This is a genomic window from Nostoc sp. TCL26-01, assembly GCF_013393945.1.
Taxonomy (GTDB): Bacteria; Cyanobacteriota; Cyanobacteriia; order Cyanobacteriales; family Nostocaceae; genus Trichormus.
The window spans coordinates 1,842,567-1,859,259 of the sequence record NZ_CP040297.1; the positions used below are offsets into that span (position 1 = coordinate 1,842,567).

General features: G+C 43.4%; 15 protein-coding genes. 8 read left to right on the forward strand and 7 right to left on the reverse strand.

Annotation, left to right across the window (positions count from 1 at the left end):
- Nucleotides 1-130 precede the first annotated feature (130 nt).
- A complete protein-coding gene (locus FD725_RS07840; protein WP_179047602.1) occupies nucleotides 131-946 on the forward strand; it encodes a hypothetical protein in 816 nt (271 codons plus the stop codon).
- 21 nt (nucleotides 947-967) lie between these two features.
- On the opposite strand, the gene FD725_RS07845 is transcribed toward FD725_RS07840, so the two are convergent.
- The 6 genes from FD725_RS07845 to FD725_RS07870 form a co-directional block, all read right to left on the reverse strand.
- On the reverse strand, nucleotides 968-1,654 hold the full coding sequence (locus FD725_RS07845) for a M15 family metallopeptidase (protein ID WP_179047603.1): 687 nt from the start codon (nucleotides 1,652-1,654) through the stop codon (nucleotides 968-970).
- Nucleotides 1,655-1,998: 344 nt separating this feature from the next.
- Nucleotides 1,999-2,520, reverse strand: a complete 522-nt coding sequence (locus FD725_RS07850) for a PEP-CTERM sorting domain-containing protein (RefSeq protein ID WP_179047604.1) — start codon at nucleotides 2,518-2,520, stop codon at nucleotides 1,999-2,001.
- A 19-nt stretch (nucleotides 2,521-2,539) separates the two neighbouring features.
- The gene (locus FD725_RS07855; protein ID WP_179047605.1) at nucleotides 2,540-4,870 is read right to left on the reverse strand and encodes a type I secretion C-terminal target domain-containing protein; all 2,331 of its coding nucleotides are present in this window, start codon (nucleotides 4,868-4,870) and stop codon (nucleotides 2,540-2,542) included.
- A gap of 141 nt (nucleotides 4,871-5,011) precedes the next feature.
- Entirely contained in the window at nucleotides 5,012-6,235 is a 1,224-nt protein-coding gene (gene coaBC / locus FD725_RS07860; protein ID WP_179047606.1) for a bifunctional phosphopantothenoylcysteine decarboxylase/phosphopantothenate--cysteine ligase CoaBC, read from the reverse strand.
- Nucleotides 6,236-6,306: 71 nt separating this feature from the next.
- Nucleotides 6,307-6,519, reverse strand: coding sequence for a DUF2555 domain-containing protein (locus tag FD725_RS07865; RefSeq protein WP_179047607.1), 213 nt, complete (start codon nucleotides 6,517-6,519; stop codon nucleotides 6,307-6,309).
- A gap of 154 nt (nucleotides 6,520-6,673) precedes the next feature.
- Nucleotides 6,674-7,288, reverse strand: coding sequence for an alpha/beta hydrolase (locus FD725_RS07870; RefSeq protein ID WP_179047608.1), 615 nt, complete (start codon nucleotides 7,286-7,288; stop codon nucleotides 6,674-6,676).
- A 193-nt stretch (nucleotides 7,289-7,481) separates the two neighbouring features.
- On the opposite strand from FD725_RS07870, the gene FD725_RS07875 reads away from it, so the two are divergent.
- Both FD725_RS07875 and FD725_RS07880 read left to right on the forward strand, forming a co-directional pair.
- Entirely contained in the window at nucleotides 7,482-8,570 is a 1,089-nt protein-coding gene (locus FD725_RS07875) for a hypothetical protein (protein ID WP_179047609.1), read from the forward strand.
- A 203-nt stretch (nucleotides 8,571-8,773) separates the two neighbouring features.
- Nucleotides 8,774-10,285, forward strand: coding sequence for an FAD-dependent oxidoreductase (locus FD725_RS07880; protein WP_179047610.1), 1,512 nt, complete (start codon nucleotides 8,774-8,776; stop codon nucleotides 10,283-10,285).
- 27 nt (nucleotides 10,286-10,312) lie between these two features.
- Here the strand turns inward: FD725_RS07880 and FD725_RS07885 are convergent, their stop codons facing one another.
- On the reverse strand, nucleotides 10,313-11,182 hold the full coding sequence (locus FD725_RS07885; protein ID WP_179047611.1) for a hypothetical protein: 870 nt from the start codon (nucleotides 11,180-11,182) through the stop codon (nucleotides 10,313-10,315).
- A gap of 439 nt (nucleotides 11,183-11,621) precedes the next feature.
- Here FD725_RS07885 and FD725_RS07890 point away from each other — a divergent pair, with 439 nt between their 5' ends.
- The 5 genes from FD725_RS07890 to FD725_RS07910 all read left to right on the forward strand — a co-directional run bounded on the left by FD725_RS07890 (nucleotide 11,622) and on the right by FD725_RS07910 (nucleotide 16,692).
- Complete coding sequence (locus FD725_RS07890; RefSeq protein WP_179047612.1) at nucleotides 11,622-12,404, forward strand: hypothetical protein; 783 nt, start codon at nucleotides 11,622-11,624, stop codon at nucleotides 12,402-12,404.
- 52 nt (nucleotides 12,405-12,456) lie between these two features.
- Nucleotides 12,457-13,395, forward strand: coding sequence for a hypothetical protein (locus FD725_RS07895; RefSeq protein WP_179047613.1), 939 nt, complete (start codon nucleotides 12,457-12,459; stop codon nucleotides 13,393-13,395).
- Between the two features lie 88 nt (nucleotides 13,396-13,483).
- Nucleotides 13,484-14,650, forward strand: coding sequence for a hypothetical protein (locus FD725_RS07900; RefSeq protein WP_179047614.1), 1,167 nt, complete (start codon nucleotides 13,484-13,486; stop codon nucleotides 14,648-14,650).
- Between the two features lie 22 nt (nucleotides 14,651-14,672).
- On the forward strand, nucleotides 14,673-16,025 hold the full coding sequence (locus tag FD725_RS07905; protein ID WP_179047615.1) for a hypothetical protein: 1,353 nt from the start codon (nucleotides 14,673-14,675) through the stop codon (nucleotides 16,023-16,025).
- A 4-nt stretch (nucleotides 16,026-16,029) separates the two neighbouring features.
- On the forward strand, nucleotides 16,030-16,692 hold the full coding sequence (locus FD725_RS07910; RefSeq protein WP_179047616.1) for a hypothetical protein: 663 nt from the start codon (nucleotides 16,030-16,032) through the stop codon (nucleotides 16,690-16,692).
- The last annotated feature ends 1 nt before the right edge of the window (nucleotide 16,693 follow it).

The following is a 16,693-nucleotide window of genomic DNA, read 5'->3' on the forward strand; positions in this document are numbered from 1 at the left end:
GTTTAGAATATCGATAACAAATAATTAGCACCGGAATGCAAAGAATGGTTATGGTTTACCCTAAACTTAGCGGCGAAGAGATTACTCAACGGGGCAAAAAATACTATATCCCACATTCATAGGAAATTTTATGACGGCAATATTGACTCGTCCAGCTTGGACTACTGACTTAGAAGTGGAAATTTTTGATAAATTGCTTGATCAGTACGCTCCTCACTTGCCCAAAGCGCGATCGCTTGCATCTAGACCCCCCGCAACTTTAGAAGAACGAGAGAATTTCTACCACTTTCGGGTTGCTGGTGCAGCGCATGACTTATTTATTGTGCAAGTCTGTGCTAAAGTTATCGGTATGCTTCCCGACGCGGAACTACAGCTATTTTTAAGTAGACAAATCGGGGATGATGGCGCACACGCTGAAAATACTCGTTTAAGAGCGCAAGCTATCTCTGGACGTAACCCCATTCCCGATATTCAAAAGCAAGTGCAAAAGCATTGGGATTATATGGGTGATTTACCCATTCGTAATTGGCAAGGCTTTTTAGCGTTTGAGTTGCACTACGAACTGCATATTGTGGCTACGCTGTTTCTCAATAGCCGTACTAGCAAAATTAATGACCCAGATTCAGCTAAGTTTGCGGCAGAAAGAATTGTGCCAGATGAAGCCGTTCATCGGTTGGGAATTGTGGATTGGTGGCAACGTAAATTTGCTCAAGCCTCGCCAGCAGAGAAAGAGGATTTAATTGCCCAACTCCTAGAAGCAGATGAAGAAGGACAACGTCGTCGCAATCCTTATCTTAGAGATCATTGGTTGCTGAGTCAAAAAGCTATTGGTGTGGAAATCGATGATTTGCCAGTACTGTATGATGCTTGGCGACGGCAAGTACTTGCTTACTTTTTAGATGTTCCCGTTGCTCATCTACCCCAACTCGTGAGTGTTAACGATTAGCAACTGCTGACATAGCTAATTTTACCATCGACCATAACGAGCTGTAGTTTCATGACTTAGCCAAGCCCACATTTGATCACCGAAACAAAAATGCCACCATTCTTTAGGGTTACGTTGAAAACCAGCTTTTGACATCACATCATACAACAATTGCCGATGAGCATGATATTGTGGAGCGTCTGAATGTGGATGATTTACATAATAGTCGGGATGTGATCGCTTTGACAATTCATCAATCAGCGAACCCATATTCACAACTTGTCCACCATCATCCACCAAAGTCACATCGACGGCTGCACCTGTACTGTGAGGAGGCGGAGTTTTTTCATCCAGACTAGGTATAGCCCAAATTTCATAAACGGCTTGCCAAATTTCTTGGCGTTGCTGGGGAGACAAACTACCTACAATTAACCCCCGTTCTCGCACCTCCGCAGCGAAGCTGTAATCTACCATAAACTGCTGTACTTCTACCGGGCGATATGCGTCAAAAATTTGGATACGCCAGCTGGGACTTAATAACTGTAAGTAATTTTGTGCCGTGATTAAATTGTTAACTACACTTTGACGTAGATGATAAGGAGAATATTTGCCATAAGTCGCACCCAATTTTTGATAAGGATGGGGAGATTCCACGGCAAACATTTCTAAAGGAATCTCCACAAGTGGTTCACCGCATTCTAAAATTTCTATCTTGTGATAATCTCTCATCTATATGATTAATTTTCAGTAGGCAGGCTGATTAATAGTTTAATTAGTATTAGTCTATTTTTGAGACTTAATAGTAACTAGTGGCGTGGCAAGGCTAAAATGCTGCATTAAAAGTAGGTTGGGTTGTAGCAAGATCCCGTTCGCGGTAGCGTCTCCGACAGGAGAAGGGTACATAGAGAAACCCAACACCTTAATCTATGTTGGGTTTTTAAGATCCATGTTGGGTTGCGCTGCGCTTAACCCAAGCTACTGGCTACTGGCGTGACTAGGCTAAAATATTGCATAATCATCCGCGTCTATCTGCGTACATCTGCGGTTAATTGTATCTCATCTATTGCAGCATTTTACATTGCTCTAACTCCCCGCTTCAACCAATAACCCATACCCCAAACGCCTAAACCTAATAATCCTAAAACATTGGTAGACTCAGGTATGGAAGTTGATTCTAGAGTATAAACAACATTACCTGTCCCAGCATTGCCGTTACCAAGATCATAGGTAAAGTAAGCTTCTGCAAAATCAGGATTAGCAATAAAAGAGAACAGAGGAACAGGAGAAAAATTTAACCCTAAAAAATTCCCGTCAATAAAAGCTACTGTTGGGTTGTTAGCTGTTGTATAGTTCACTCCTTGAAAGTCAAAAGAAACCGCAGAGACATCGATGAACTCTGAGCCAGAACCAACTAGGCTAGAGTCGTCATAACTCAAAGAGCCAGAATAGGTATTGCCTAATAGAGAGCCAGAATCAATGGAGGTTTGAAAGGTGTAATTAACAGTTGCAGCTTGAGCTAAGTTAAAGCCAGTACTAGCAAAACTCAAAGCAAAACTAGCACTAACCAAGGTAAATGAACGGAAGATTTTTTTCATAGATTTGTCCTCAAAAAGTTTACGCAACAGATAAAAGAAAATTATCAGAATTGCTCAAAGTAGCAACATCAATATCTTCTACTAAGATGAAGTTTCTAGCTTTTCCAGAACCATCAAAACCATCGGGATCAATTTTGACGAAACTGCTATTTTGTCCTCTAGAACCAAACTGCACATATCCATCAGCAATGGGATTTGTGCCGCCATAACCAAGGCTTGTTAGCACGCCACTCAAGTCAATTTGATCGCTACCTGGGGTAAAATCAGTAATGCGATCGCCCCCATCGACAATACTGGTATAGCGGAAGATATCTTTACCCAAGCCACCTGTGAGAACATCAATGCCTTGGAAACCAGTAATAGTCTCGTTCGCATCAGTTCCAGTTAAAGTATCTCTACCGGGAGTACCATCAATAACCTGTCTAGCACTAATATTAGTAATCTGAAAACTGTAGTTAACCTCAGTTTCACTAGACCCATCAATAACTAACACGTAAGTCTCATCAACAGCCAAAGTCACTCTAAAATCAGAACTAATATTGCCACCAAACGCAACAGGTATAAACGGATCATCAGCATAAAGTGTCCAGCTAGCTGAAGGCGCAGCATCCGTCAGGCTATCGAAAATTAAATCCTGTCCTGCTGTGCCAATAAAGCTATATACATCTGTTTCTAAACCAGGAGAAAGAGTCCCACTGATGAGTGTATCAAAGCTAGCAGTTGATGTGGTTGCATCCAATAGCTGAAATTGATAATCTCCCGGTGTAAAAGATCCACCAAAATTACTATCATCTATCTCTAAAAATAGTCTGTAAGTACCATCTTCAGTGAGTGGAGCTATGATACTGTCAAAGTCTGCATCTTGGCTAAGGAAAGTTTGCCCTGATGGAGTAAACAGGCGAACACGGACATTATCTGACAAGTCGTTCTTGAGAGCATCATAATATAAACGCTGTCCAACACTGCCAGTAAAAAAGTAGACATCTTGTTCATTTGGACTATCAATTGTCCCTGCAACGGGTGTGTCGAAATTTAAAGATTCAGTTGTGCCGAGATTAACTACTTGGAAATTGTAGTCGCCAAATCCATCAATAACTAATGTATAAGTGTCATCAAAAGGAAAGTTTAATGTAAATTCAACATCAGAATTCACGTCACCAGATGCAACAGGTATAAAAGGATCATCAAAGTAAACTTTCCAGCTAACTGAAGATGAACCATCAGTGAGGCTATCAAATAATAATCTTTGTCCTACTGTACCTGGGAAGCTATATGATTTCGCTTCACCTGTAAGAGTGCCTGTATAAGGTGTATTAAAGCTCAAAGTGTTAGCTCCAACATCTAATAGCTGGAAGCTAAACCCATCCACAGTTTCACCTTCACCAAAACCTGAACTTTGCACCACTAGTGAGTAAGTACCCGTTTCTGGAAAAGGCGAAGCAAAGAAGAAATCAGAATTTACACTTGTGGAAACGTAAAGCTGCTCACCATCTCTGACAGTAACAGATAGATCACCGGAAAATCCTTCACTGAGAGCATCGTAGTACAATCGCTGTCCTTTAATACCAGTAAAGGTATAAGCGAATATCTCTCCCGGTGTAAATTCCTCGGTGATGGGTGTATTGAGTTCGATAGGAACAGCAAAAGGAACTAGTTGAAAGCTGTATTCTGTATCTGTAAAACCAGAAACATCTAAGACTAATATCCTATCTTCAGATACAGAAATAGGAAAGTTAATGTCAGTGGGAGGAGCCGACACAAGTTGACCATTTAGATCGTAAAGTCTTACATTTGTTGATGGAACTTCATCTGTGAGACTATCAAAACGTAAACTTTCTCCTGCACTTATGCGATAAACACCAGCTTGTTGAGGCGATAAGGTGACGACTTCGTTAACGCTTAAAATAGGAGCGCTAGCTACATCCACTAATCGAAATTCGTAACTACCAGTGTCAAGGGAGTCAAAAGAGCTATTTTCCAGAATTAGTTGGTATGTACCTGCTTCTGTTAACGTCAACAGTGCAGGATCTTCAGAAGGAGGAAATAAGGGATAATCACTATCTGCGTCTTGGTTGAGGAAAACTGTATTTCCTAGAGGATCAACCAAGCGAACGCGGATATCATCAGATGGGTCGATTTTCAGAGCATCGTAGTACAATACCTGTCCTACACTGCCGGTAAAAGTGTAGATGTCTTGTTCGTCAGGTTCGTCAATCGTCCCTGAGATAGATTGATTAAATTCTAATTCACTTGTAATGGTTGTAAATTCCGTCACTGATAAGTTATCGCTGACATCAGTAAAATTTTGCTGTTCTTCCGGCGTAGCAAGGGTTTTTTCAATAATCGCCATCGGAGTTTCCTTTTTTCATCAGCATGAATCTCTATGTTTCTACCAAACTGAAGATGAAAAAATAATACTCTTTAGTTAGATATGTTTAATATTTCCGCAAGTAATAATATCGGTGCAACTTATGAACGTTTGGATGTGAAATTACTTTGCCAGAAAATCAAATAAATAATGTGCCATTTTTAATTTAGAACAAGGTGGAATTTTTACTTGTTGCCCTTTGTTATCTAAAAAAATGGCTTGGTTATTGTCACTAGCAAAACCACTATCGGGTTGATCTATGGGGTTAGCAACGATCGCATCCAATTTTTTACTATACAATTTTTCCTGAGCAGGTGTAATAATATCTCCTGTCTGAGCTGCAAAGCCAATTAAATACTGGTGCGGTTGTTTGAGTTGTGCTAATTGAGCAACGATATCTGGTACTGGTTCTAGAGGTAAGGATTGAGGCAGCGATCGCTTGGGTAATTTTTCTGTACTATAATCTCTGGGCTTAACATCAGCCACCGCCGCCGACATAATAATCATATCTGCGTTGGGTAAATACTCTACCATCACCTGCTGCATTTCCTCGGCGCTGATAACGGGGATCGCTTGCACTCCCAACGGCACATCCCAATTAGCAATACCATGTACTAATGTCACCTTTGCCCCCCGGTGTAAAGCTGCTTGTGCTAAAGCCAGTCCCATTTTACCCGTAGCAGGATTACCAATAAACCGCACTGGGTCGAGATATTCTCTAGTTCCCCCCGCACTAATTAAGACTTGCTTCCCGGCTAAATCTCGCTGGCCTTGGGTGTGTAATAGAGATTGAATATAAGTGAAAATTTCTGGAGGTTCAGCCATTCTCCCAGCACCGATGCGATCGCACGCTAATAATCCTGATGCTGTACCAATTCCATGATATCTCTGATCTGTTAATAACTGCTGCCAATTCCGTTGCACCGTTAGCTGTTCCCACATATCCGTATTCATCGCCGGCGCTAACAGTACGGGACACTTAGAAGCTAACACGGTATTGGTTAGTAAATTATCTGCCATCCCATAAGTGAGTTTAGCTAAAGTATTCGCTGTCAGGGGAGCAATTACTAATAAATCTGCCCATTCTCCCAATTCTATATGTAAGGGACGGGAATAAGTTGGTTGCCAAAAATCATCATCTGTATAAGCACGATGACGAGAGAGGGTAGCTAAAGTCAGAGGCGTAATAAATTCTTGGGCGGAACGGGTGAGGATGACTCGAACCTCCACCCCCGATTTAAATAGACTCGAAACCACCTCACAAACCTTGTAAGCGGCGATACCACCACCCACTGCAATAATAACCCTACTTTTGCGATCGCTAGTTTGGGGTTGTAAATCAGCCATGATAAAAACTGAAGAGTAAGGAGCCAGGGATAATAATTCGTAATTAACCCTAACTCCTGATAATTAAATACTTATGCTTCGTCGTAGGGTTCTAAGTCTAACAGATGGATGTAGGGTTCTACTAGCTCTGGACGCTGAAAAGCGATCGCCCTCAGTATATGCCAGTCATTTAAGCCCTCAAAAGCATTGCTGTAATTGTCCATTTCCAGGCGGGTAGCTAGTTCCTCTACCTCTGCTGCGGTCATGACAGCAATCTCTTTTTGGGAAATGCTTAGAGTTTTCATAATGCTTGCCCCTCCCTTATGCAGCATTTTCACCCAGCATGGGTTGAGTGGCGCTGTGAAGTACCACTCAATCTATATTACTCATTAGATGGCATGAATTTTCTAAAATTTTTCAGGATTTATACCACAATTTGTCAAAAGATTGCCACCCGGACTAAGTAATTGCCTGCAAAATAAAGTTTCGAGATACATCTAACATTTGCAAATTGATTTCATGTCCGGTATCAAATTCATGATACTGAACCGGCACACCTAGAGATTCTACAGTTTGCCGTGCCTTGATTGCGGCTTGCAGTGGGACAACTTCGTCACGCCTACCATGCAAAATTAAAGTTGGCGGGATGTTAGTATTATCTGGAGCGATCGCTTCCGGATGTAAATACCCACTCATCACTACTAAACCAGCTAAGGGTAATTTGGAACCGACATCAAAAGTCATCGCGCCACCTTGAGAAAATCCACTCAAAACAGTACGCGACAAAGGCACACCCGTACTACTCTCTAAAGAAAGCACAAAATTTTTCAGTTGTTCTCGACTTTCTGCCAATCCCTCATACATATTTTCTACCCTCAAGTCATACCACGCCCTTCCTAAAGGACTGTATGGATAAGGATAAGGTGCGTTAGGAAAGACAAACTGGTAATCAGGTAAATTGAAATAAGGCATTAAAGATGCCACATCATCAGCATTAGCACCCCAACCATGTAAAGTCACAATCAAGCCGGCGGGTGTTTGAGAATTTGCTGGAGGAACCGTAGTAAATTGCAAAGACAGAGGCTTACTCCTAAAATCTACTCTTCTTATAGTAATCTGCTTTGATTTTTAAACTTACTTTGCTTAATTGCCGCTTATCTATACTGAAAAAAATCGCTCTCCTTTTTTGGGTAGAGGAATTACGAGTGGTTCTGTCTTTAACATTTAAAGCAGTTTAGTTGCCACTCAAAATTGAGAGGAGATATTCATGATTACTCGTCAGGATCTTAAGCAGTTGCAGTCTTTGAGCAATGTTCCAGCGCTTTCCATCCTGTTACCAACTCATCGGACATCACCCGATAACAAACAAGATCCGATTCGGGTGAAAAATCTGGTAGATGAGGCAACAAAGCGGCTTGCCACAGAATTTACTAGCCGCGAGTTGGAACCATTATTGAAGCGGCTCGAAACTCTCGTGAGCGAAATTGACTACCGCCACACGCTGGATGGGTTGGCGCTATACATTAGCCATGACTTTGCTAAACTTTATTACCTGCCTTTTCCTGTACCCGCGCGGGTTGTGATTGATCAGACCTTCGCAACACGAGATTTGGTATATGGAACGCATCGGGCGCATCGCTATTGGGTTTTGTTGTTAAGTCAGGCATCCACGCGCTTATTAGCTGGAACAGGAGAAACCCTTGAGGAAGTTCATGATGAAAACTTCCCAATGCAAATGACAGGGCCTGGAGCGACAGAGCCGCTTCCCTATGACACTGATTCTAGCTATCGAGACGACAGGCATCGCAGATTTTTTCAGCAGGTAGATAGTGCATTAAAGCTCTATCAGAATCCAAATGAGTCACTACCATTGGTTGTGGGAGGTGTTGCTCGGCAAGTATCTTTCTTCCAGGAAGTTTCGCAAGATACTCAAGCGATGTCTACCTACGCCGGCAGCCTGAGCGGCAATTTTGACAAAGCGACGATTCATGAATTGACTCCTCATGTGTGGTTAATCATGCAGACTGTGCGGAAGGCGCAACAAGCTGACGCACTGCAGGCATTGGATAATGCGATAGGTACTCAAAGTGTCGTTTCTACGATTGGGGAAACGTGGCGATTAGCACATGAAGGTCGAGGTAAATTACTTTTGGTTGAAAAAAACTACCATGTACCAGCTATCTTGACTGAAGATGGTAAGTTTGTGTTAGTGGATCAACCGGGTGGTACAGAGGTGATGGATGATGCCGTCGATGAAATTATAGAAGTTGTCTTGGCTAGGGGAGGAAACATTGCCATTGTGGACGATGAAGCACTATCCATTCATCAGCGAATTGCATTGGTTTTGCGGTATTGAAGACTAAATTACTATTACAGGTCGGCGGAAATAAGCAGACAATTAAATAGCTAAAACCTTGCCCTACGCCTACAATTTTTTGGCAACATTTTAGCCTTGCCACGCCACTAGTGACCATTGACAAAAAGTGTGCGAATCTCTGACACTGCATCAGTCCTAATCTTGGTACATTAGTTGAGGAACGATAACTATCGGAGAGCAGAATGACAGCAGCGTCACAGCAAAAGCGAGTCGTGGTTGTGGGTGCGGGTTGGGCTGGTTTGGGTGCAACCTACCATTTAGCAAAGCAAGGTTATGATGTGACACTTCTAGAAGCTGGGCCTTATCCTGGGGGATTAGTGGCTGGTTGGCAAACTACTGCTGGTAAATCTGTAGAAGCTGGGATTCACGGCTTTTGGTATCCTTACAGAAATATCTTTGCCCTGATCCACGAATTAGAAATTAACCCGTTTACTACTTGGACTCGTTCTGCTCAATATTCACCTGCGGGGTTGGAAGTAGAATCACCCATTTTCCAAGATTTACCAAGACTACCCACACCACTCGGCACTTTTGTTTACACTCAATTTCAACGCTTACCTTTAATTGATCGTCTCAGCGCTTTACCCTTGCTGTATGCTCTGGTTGATTTTGACAATTCTGATGCAGCTTGGCAACGTTATGATTTTGTCACGGCTCGTGAATTGTTTAAAGATTTTGGTATTTCCGCACGACTCTATAAAGAAGCTTTTGAACCGATGTTATTAGTGGGTTTATTTGCTCCTGGTGAACAATGTTCTGCTGCTGCCACATTGGGAATGTTGTACTTTTTTATTTTGGCGCACCAAGCTGATTTTGATGTAGTTTGGTGTCGGGGAACGGTGGGAGAAAAAATCTTTCGCCCTTGGGTGGAAAAGATGGAAAAATCCGGGGCAAAAATATTACCTAAACATCGTGTTACTGACTTAATTGTTGATAGTAATAATCGGGCAACAGGGGTTGTTTGTGGTGATGAAGTATTTGCTGCCGACGCAGTGATTTTTGCTGTGGGTATCACGGGGATGAAGAAAATTGTTGCTACTAGCCCTAGCTTACAAAGTCGAGAGGAGTTTCGCAATTTAAATAATTTAGGGGCAATTGATGTTTTAGCTACAAGATTGTGGTTTGACAGAAAGATAGATATTCCTCGTCCTTCTAATGCTTGTTTTGGATTTGATGCCACGACAGGATGGACATTTTTTGATTTAAATGCTTTACATGATGAATATAAACATGAGCCAGGGACAGTAATTGAAGCGGATTTTTATCACGCTAACCAGTTTCTCAATTGGAGTGATGAAGAAATTGTAGCTAAAGTTCACCGTTATTTAAAAACTTGTGTGCCAGGATTTCGGGAAGCTGAAGTAATTGATAGTAGTGTGATTCGATTACCCCAAGCAGTAACTCATTTTGCCCCTGGTAGCTATAAGCATATGTTGCCAGCCAAGACAAGTTTTTCTAATGTATTCATGAGTGGAGATTGGATTGTCAACCATCACGGTTCCTGGTCACAAGAAAAAGCTTATGTCACAGGTTTAGAGGCGGCTAATTTGGCAGTAGCTTATTTGGGAAGGGGTACACCTGCCAAGATTTTACCCGTGGAGGCAGACGAAGTACATATCCAAGTAGGGCGATCGCTCAACCAAACAGTGCGACAATTAGGTCAGTCTATTTTACCTAATTTTTGGTTGCCTTAGACTCTATGCCAATTCAAAGACTCCTTTTTACAACTGATACCAAAAACTTTGACTTTTATCCCAAAGGTTTGTTTTTTTTGTATTTAGCCTAGGGACAAAACTTTCAATATCATCTCGTTTTTCTTCTGCATGATTCAGACAAATATGGGCTGGAGAATTTGTTGGCACAAGCAGATGCAGTATAGTTAATTGCAACTTAGACCAGAGAATTTTAGCAAGACCGGCTTGAATAATGATCTGCCGCAAATAGTTACGCTCAATAGTAACTATTTCATCTTTTGCATCCATAGCTTGACAAGAAATTTGCCAATTTTCTAAAGCCGTACAAATTTCTGGCAACAGAATATCTCCGATTGAAGTTTGTTGCGATAATTGATAAGTCAAGATAAAAGACGAACCCAAAGTAGCAGCCAAAGCAATTGTGTCTTGAAAAGCTGATGAGAGAGTTTCGCTCAGGTCAATATTTGGACTAATATGTTCTTCTAATGAACGAGCAAAGAACTCATACTGCCAAATAATTTTTGGTTCTATGTCGTGAGGAAGAATACATTCTCCAGGGCGATCGCCAATGCGGTATAGTTGGAGTCTCCCGAAATCTGTCTGTTGTTGGACTTGCTGCCAATCTTTTAAGGCTTGGATTGTATCTTGTAAGGCGGTTGCATATTGCTCTGGGATTTTGGCAAAGGTAGCTTGATGTAACAACAACTCTGGATGCTGCAAGTAGAAGTGGGTGTTGTCAATAATATGCCAAAACTCCCTGCCTAACCAAACATCCATGACTACTGCTAATTGCTTGACTAAAAATACTCCATATGCAGATAAAGCCAGAGCCGGATCTAAGACACAGGTACAACGCCCTTGGCTAAACTTGACAGACAGTGTAGATAAAGCGCTCATTAGGGAATAGGGGATTGGGGATTGGGGATTGGGGATTGGGGATTGAGGATTGGGGATTGGGGATTGGGTATTGGGTATTGGGTATTGGGGATTGGGTATTGGGTATTGGGTATTGGGTATTAAATTATTTTTCCTAGTCCCAGTCACCAGTCCCTATTCCCCAGTCACCAGTCCCCAGTCACCAGTCCCCAGTCCCTATTCCCCAGTCACTAGTCAATTCCTATATTTAACTTTGTGCTGGGATTTTGGTAGTCACACATTTATGTGTCACTCATTTGTGCTACCTCAAATATGTTTCACAAGAATATGTGACTATTAAGCATCTCTATGGCAGTGCTAGCCTCATTAGATACAGCGATTAGTCCTATAGCAAATAGCAACTGCTGATACCACTGGGAATTAGCAAGTCGGCTAACACTGGAAACTGGGAGAGCAAACCATGAATATCTATGCCAATGGCAGAGGTAGGACGGCACTAGAGTTTGAGACTGATGCCGATGAATCTGAACCGGAATTTGACTGGCAAAGGATTTGGAGGGGGATTGACAAAGTAGTTGATCAAGTTGTACCTGTGGCGCAATACTTAGCTCCCATAGCTAGCAAAGTTTTAGTCAATGGCACACCGACAACCCACGCAAACATCAACCCCTTGACAGCGCAACTCTTACAGCCATTACTGGCGAAAGGCGATCGCTATACGAGGCAAAAGGAAGCAGAATTTTTTGGTACTTACGAGGCAGAGATTGAACTGGCACATACAAGCATCGCTGAGGATGCGGCTTTGATGGAAGTGCTAGCAGCAGAAGCTTCTCACACAGACAGCGAAAGCGAAGCAGTAGCCTTAATTAGTACAGCACTCCCGATGACATTCCGGGTGATGGCAGCACAGCAATTACTCCGTCCTGTCCTGCCCCTATTGTTGGTAGCTACGGCTCGCCTTGTTCGCTGGTTGCATCGCCACAGTCGTCAGAGTCGTCGTTTGCTCCGACTCGTCCCGACTATCTTCCGTCGGACGATAGCCAGTCTCTTAGTGGCTCAACAGTGGGGTTGTCTGATGACATCTGCTCTAGTTGGTTGTATCATCGCTGCCCAAACAAGACGAGTTTTAGCGAATGCCTCATTGGTAAATCGCGCTATGACTCGCAACATCCTGATTCGTGTCACCACCGTTGCTGCTGTTCCTAGTTTCCCAGGTGTTCGCAAAAACAAGAGATTCTTTTGAACTGCCTGCTGAAGATAAGTTTTTGACTCAATTCCCAAGGAGAATTTGCATTATGGCACTTTTTGAAGCCCCAGCTGCTCACGAAACTCAATACAGCCATCTTTACATCAATCCAGGATTTGTTGATGAGTGGGAAATGCCAGAAGCAACTCAATATAGTCATCCCTACACCAATCCAGAGCTAGAAGCAGACCAATTTTTCTTTCTTGCCCCACTAGCACTAAAGATTGGTGCAAAGATTGCCGGAAAATTAGCCTTAAAAGGAGCGAAAAAACTGGCTCTCAAAGGCGCAAAAAAAATGATTTCTCGCGCTCCCAAGGTTTTAAAGAAGATCCAACAAGTGAGAAACAAGATTGAACAAGTTAGAAGCAATCTCCCACAACAAAACTCTGTCAGGCGATCGCCACCACAAAGCCAAGCCCCACCTTGGTTACAACGCGCAAGTCGTTTGGTGAGGCCACTTGGCAATGTGTTGAGAACAGGAGAAAGCGAAGCAGAGGCTTTGGAAGCGGAATTTTTTGGTAGTAACGAGTTTGAAGGAGAACTTGCCAATCATACAGCAGCACATGAAATCGCTCTAACGGAATTACTAGCAACTGAAGCAGCTCGTACAGAAAACGCAGGAGAAGCGGAAGTTCTTTTGAGTAAGGCTTTACCGATCACCATCCGCATTATGAGTGGGGGAAAAATGTTACGCCAAGCAACTCCATCCCTAATGCAAGCCAATAGACACTTAGTCAGAAGTTTACACCGACAGGGACAGGAAGGTCGTCAATTTCTGCGAGTTGGTTCAGCCATCCATCGCCGCACAATTGCCAGTCTGCGAGTAATTCGAGCTAGCGGCGGACAAATTACCCCCGAACTCGTATCTCAGTTGATGGCAGCCCATACAGAGAGGGTTTTAGGGACACCGAGCATTTTAGGCAGGGCATTGATCCGAAATTTTGCCATCCGGAGATCAACATCCATTCCTGTCAAGGCGTTGATTTAAAGTGATTCGCAATCAGCTTGTCTTTTCTTACTTCCCTTCTTTAACCACATTTTCCAGCCCCCATTACTAAAAAAATGAGGTTTTAATCATGACACAAGACAGACTTTTTGAAGCACCCGCCCCAGAAATGAACTATGGCAATCCCTACTCCCACCCTGAATTTGAAGATGAATGGGAAACTAATCCAGAGTCTCATTACAGCAATCCCTACTCTCACCCTGAAAATGAGTGGGAAGCAACTAATTACAGCAATCCCTATTCCCAACCTGAATTTGAGGACGAATGGGAAAGCAATCCGGAATCTCTATATAGTAATCCCTACTCCCACCCCGAACACGAGTGGGAAGGCAATCCGGAATCCCTATATAGCAATCCCTACTCCCACCCCGAACACGAATGGGAAGGCAATCCAGAATCTCACTACTCTCATCCCTATTCCCAACCTGAGAATGAGTGGGAAACTCAGGAAGCACACTACAGCAATCCCTACTCCCATCCAGAATACGAAGATGAAGGGGAATACTTCTTTAAACAAGCCTTTCGGACTCTAGGACGGGGGATTAAAGCGGCGGCAAAAGCGGCTGCTCCTCTGGCGAAGCGATTTGCGCCGATTCTAGCTGGGAAACTGGCTAGTATGATTCCCGGTGTGGGAATGATTGCTGGCCCCTTAGCTGCCAGGCTGACTAGTCAATTGGTGCGAGAAGGAGAAATGGAAGCAGTGCAAATGGAAGCAGAATTCTTTGGTACAAATGAAGCCGAAGCCGAGGTTGCCAGTAATGAAACTGCCCATGAAGCAGCCCTGACAGAATTTTTGGCAGCCCAAGCCGCCGAAGCCACCACCGAAGCTGAAGCCGAAGCAGCGATCGCCGCAACTCTACCTTTAACTATTAGGATTGTCGGTGTACGAAAGGCAACACTCCCGATAATGCCAGCAATGGTACAGGCGACTGGCAGACTAACCCGGATGATGCGCCAACAAGGGCCAGCTGGACAACAACTCCTCCGCACCATCCCCACCATTCAACGCCAAACAGCCGCTACCCTCAAAGCCGTGGCTCGTTCCGGTCAACCAATCAACAGTGCCACAGCTATCAAAGCTATGGCCAGTGCTACCAATCGGGTGTTAAGTAATCCTCAACGAGTGCAAAAAGCGATCGTTCGCAACGCCGTCTTACGTCAACGCACTGCACCACCCCCAAATGCTCGCCGAACTATGGCTCATCAATGTCCTACTTGCTCTCGTCCCACTCGCTGACCCTTAGAGTCAGGCTCTGATTATGGTAACGCCTCCTGTCTCTACTATTAAAAAAACTCCAGAAGGAGCCACCTCAGCCTCTGCATCAGAATTGAAGGGGTCAACAACCTCTGGCGAACAACGCTTGTTGGACAACTGGCTGAATATCCAAGCCATCAACTTGATCCGCCATGCTAAATCCTTGCGCCCCTTCACTAAAGATGAATTTGGCACGAGTCTCATGGCTCCCAGTGAGGCACATATTGAAGCAGTCAACCGTTTTATCGACAAATTCCGCAGTAAAGTTGTGGAAATGGGACGTTGGGTAGAAGCAGCTGCTCAGGCTGCTCGCAGAGAACCAAGTACAGAACGGTTACAAGTGCTGTTAGAGCGTAAACAGCAGGTAGGTAATCACGTCCTGTATGTAGAAGGCATTTGGGACTTTTATTTTGACCTGTTCGTTCAACGCTTATCTGGTTTTGCTGAAAGGTTGCGTTCCGTAGATCGAATTGCGGCTAACTGTTATGAAGACTTGTATGTGGGTTTAGGAACGGCTCAACCCACCCCCAATCTACTACCCTTTAGCTATGCCAATAGTGGCTTCAGTCCCATGACATTCCGGCGGGGCGTTCCCATGCGCCGACTACGCCATAACCCCAACCTGTTTCCGTTGATTGTGCTACCGCAACATCGCCTAGATAACGTTTGGGCATTATCCAGCGTGCTGCATGAAGTATCCCACAACCTGCAAGCAGATTTGGGTTTGTGGGAGGAAATTCCGGCTCGTGTCTACCAAAGACTGACAACGGAAGGGAGATTTACCCCGGAGGTTGCTAGGGTTTGGGCGCAATGGCACAAAGAGACGATGGCAGATATGTTTGCTTTAGTTTTGGGCGGCCCGGCGGCGGTAGAATCCCTGATGGATGTGGTGGGGCGATCGCCCACTAACACAGTCCGCTTTAGTGCTTTTTCTGTCCATCCTACCCCGTATCTGCGGGTATTCATCAACCTGATTTTACTGCGGCGCTTGGGATTCGACAAAATGGCAGGCGATTTAACACGAGTTTGGCAGCGTCTTTATCCCCGCCTCACTAGTGAAGATATTCCCCCGGCTTTCATGAAAACCTTCTATCCGGCGGCGGAAATGGTGGTAGATACAATGGTATTCCAGCCCTATCGCCAGTTTGCCAATAAATCCTTAGCTCAAGTAGTTAAGTTTGGTATTCCTGAGATGGAGATGATTAAGTTAGCCGGACAGCGTTTAGCAGCAGGGCAAGATGTAGGGACAATTCCCCTGAGATTTACCATTAGTGCGGCTAGGTTTGCGTTGGATAAACAGTTAGCTAGTCCGCAAACAATTACTGATAATTTTTACCGGATTTTAGGAAGGAGGTAGAGATATGACAGTATTAACTGAACACGATCAAAAAAACTATGCCAAGTTAAAAGAGGCAGTAGGAAAGATAAAAGCAAATCAAGATAAAAGCCTGACTGACATCAAAGAACTTGTAGCCAAATCAGTAGTTGAAAATACAGAACAACTAAGTAAAGTAATTGTCCCATTAGACTCTTACTGGAAATTTTTATCTGCTTTTGGCAAGTCAATAGAATTTACGGAAAGTCAAGAACAAGAGAAAAAGTTTGAACAACAATTCTCAGATGCAATTGCATACCTCAAGCGTTTACTTCAAATAGTTGAAGCCGATAAAGTCGATCTCACAAGCGAGATAGAAAAATTTCAACCTGATAGTTTGTTTCTCAATTTTATAAAAAATATACCTCCTAACGTTCCCAATCCCCAAACATGGACAAAAATACTGATTGAAAATCGCCAGCTCAATATAACAGAAGAACAGATCAATCAATTAATTCAAGCTTGGGGTACAGCAGTCAGTTCATTTGTTGAGGATGCCAGAACAAGGAATGAGAAAAAAGATGGTAAAGATGGTAAGGTAACACCTCTTCAGCCAGAAACTTTCGCACATTTCTTTCGGATTCAGAAAGAATTAGAAATTCTCTACGGTCGATTAGCTGACAGCAGTAATGCTCAGAGTTTTCGCTAAA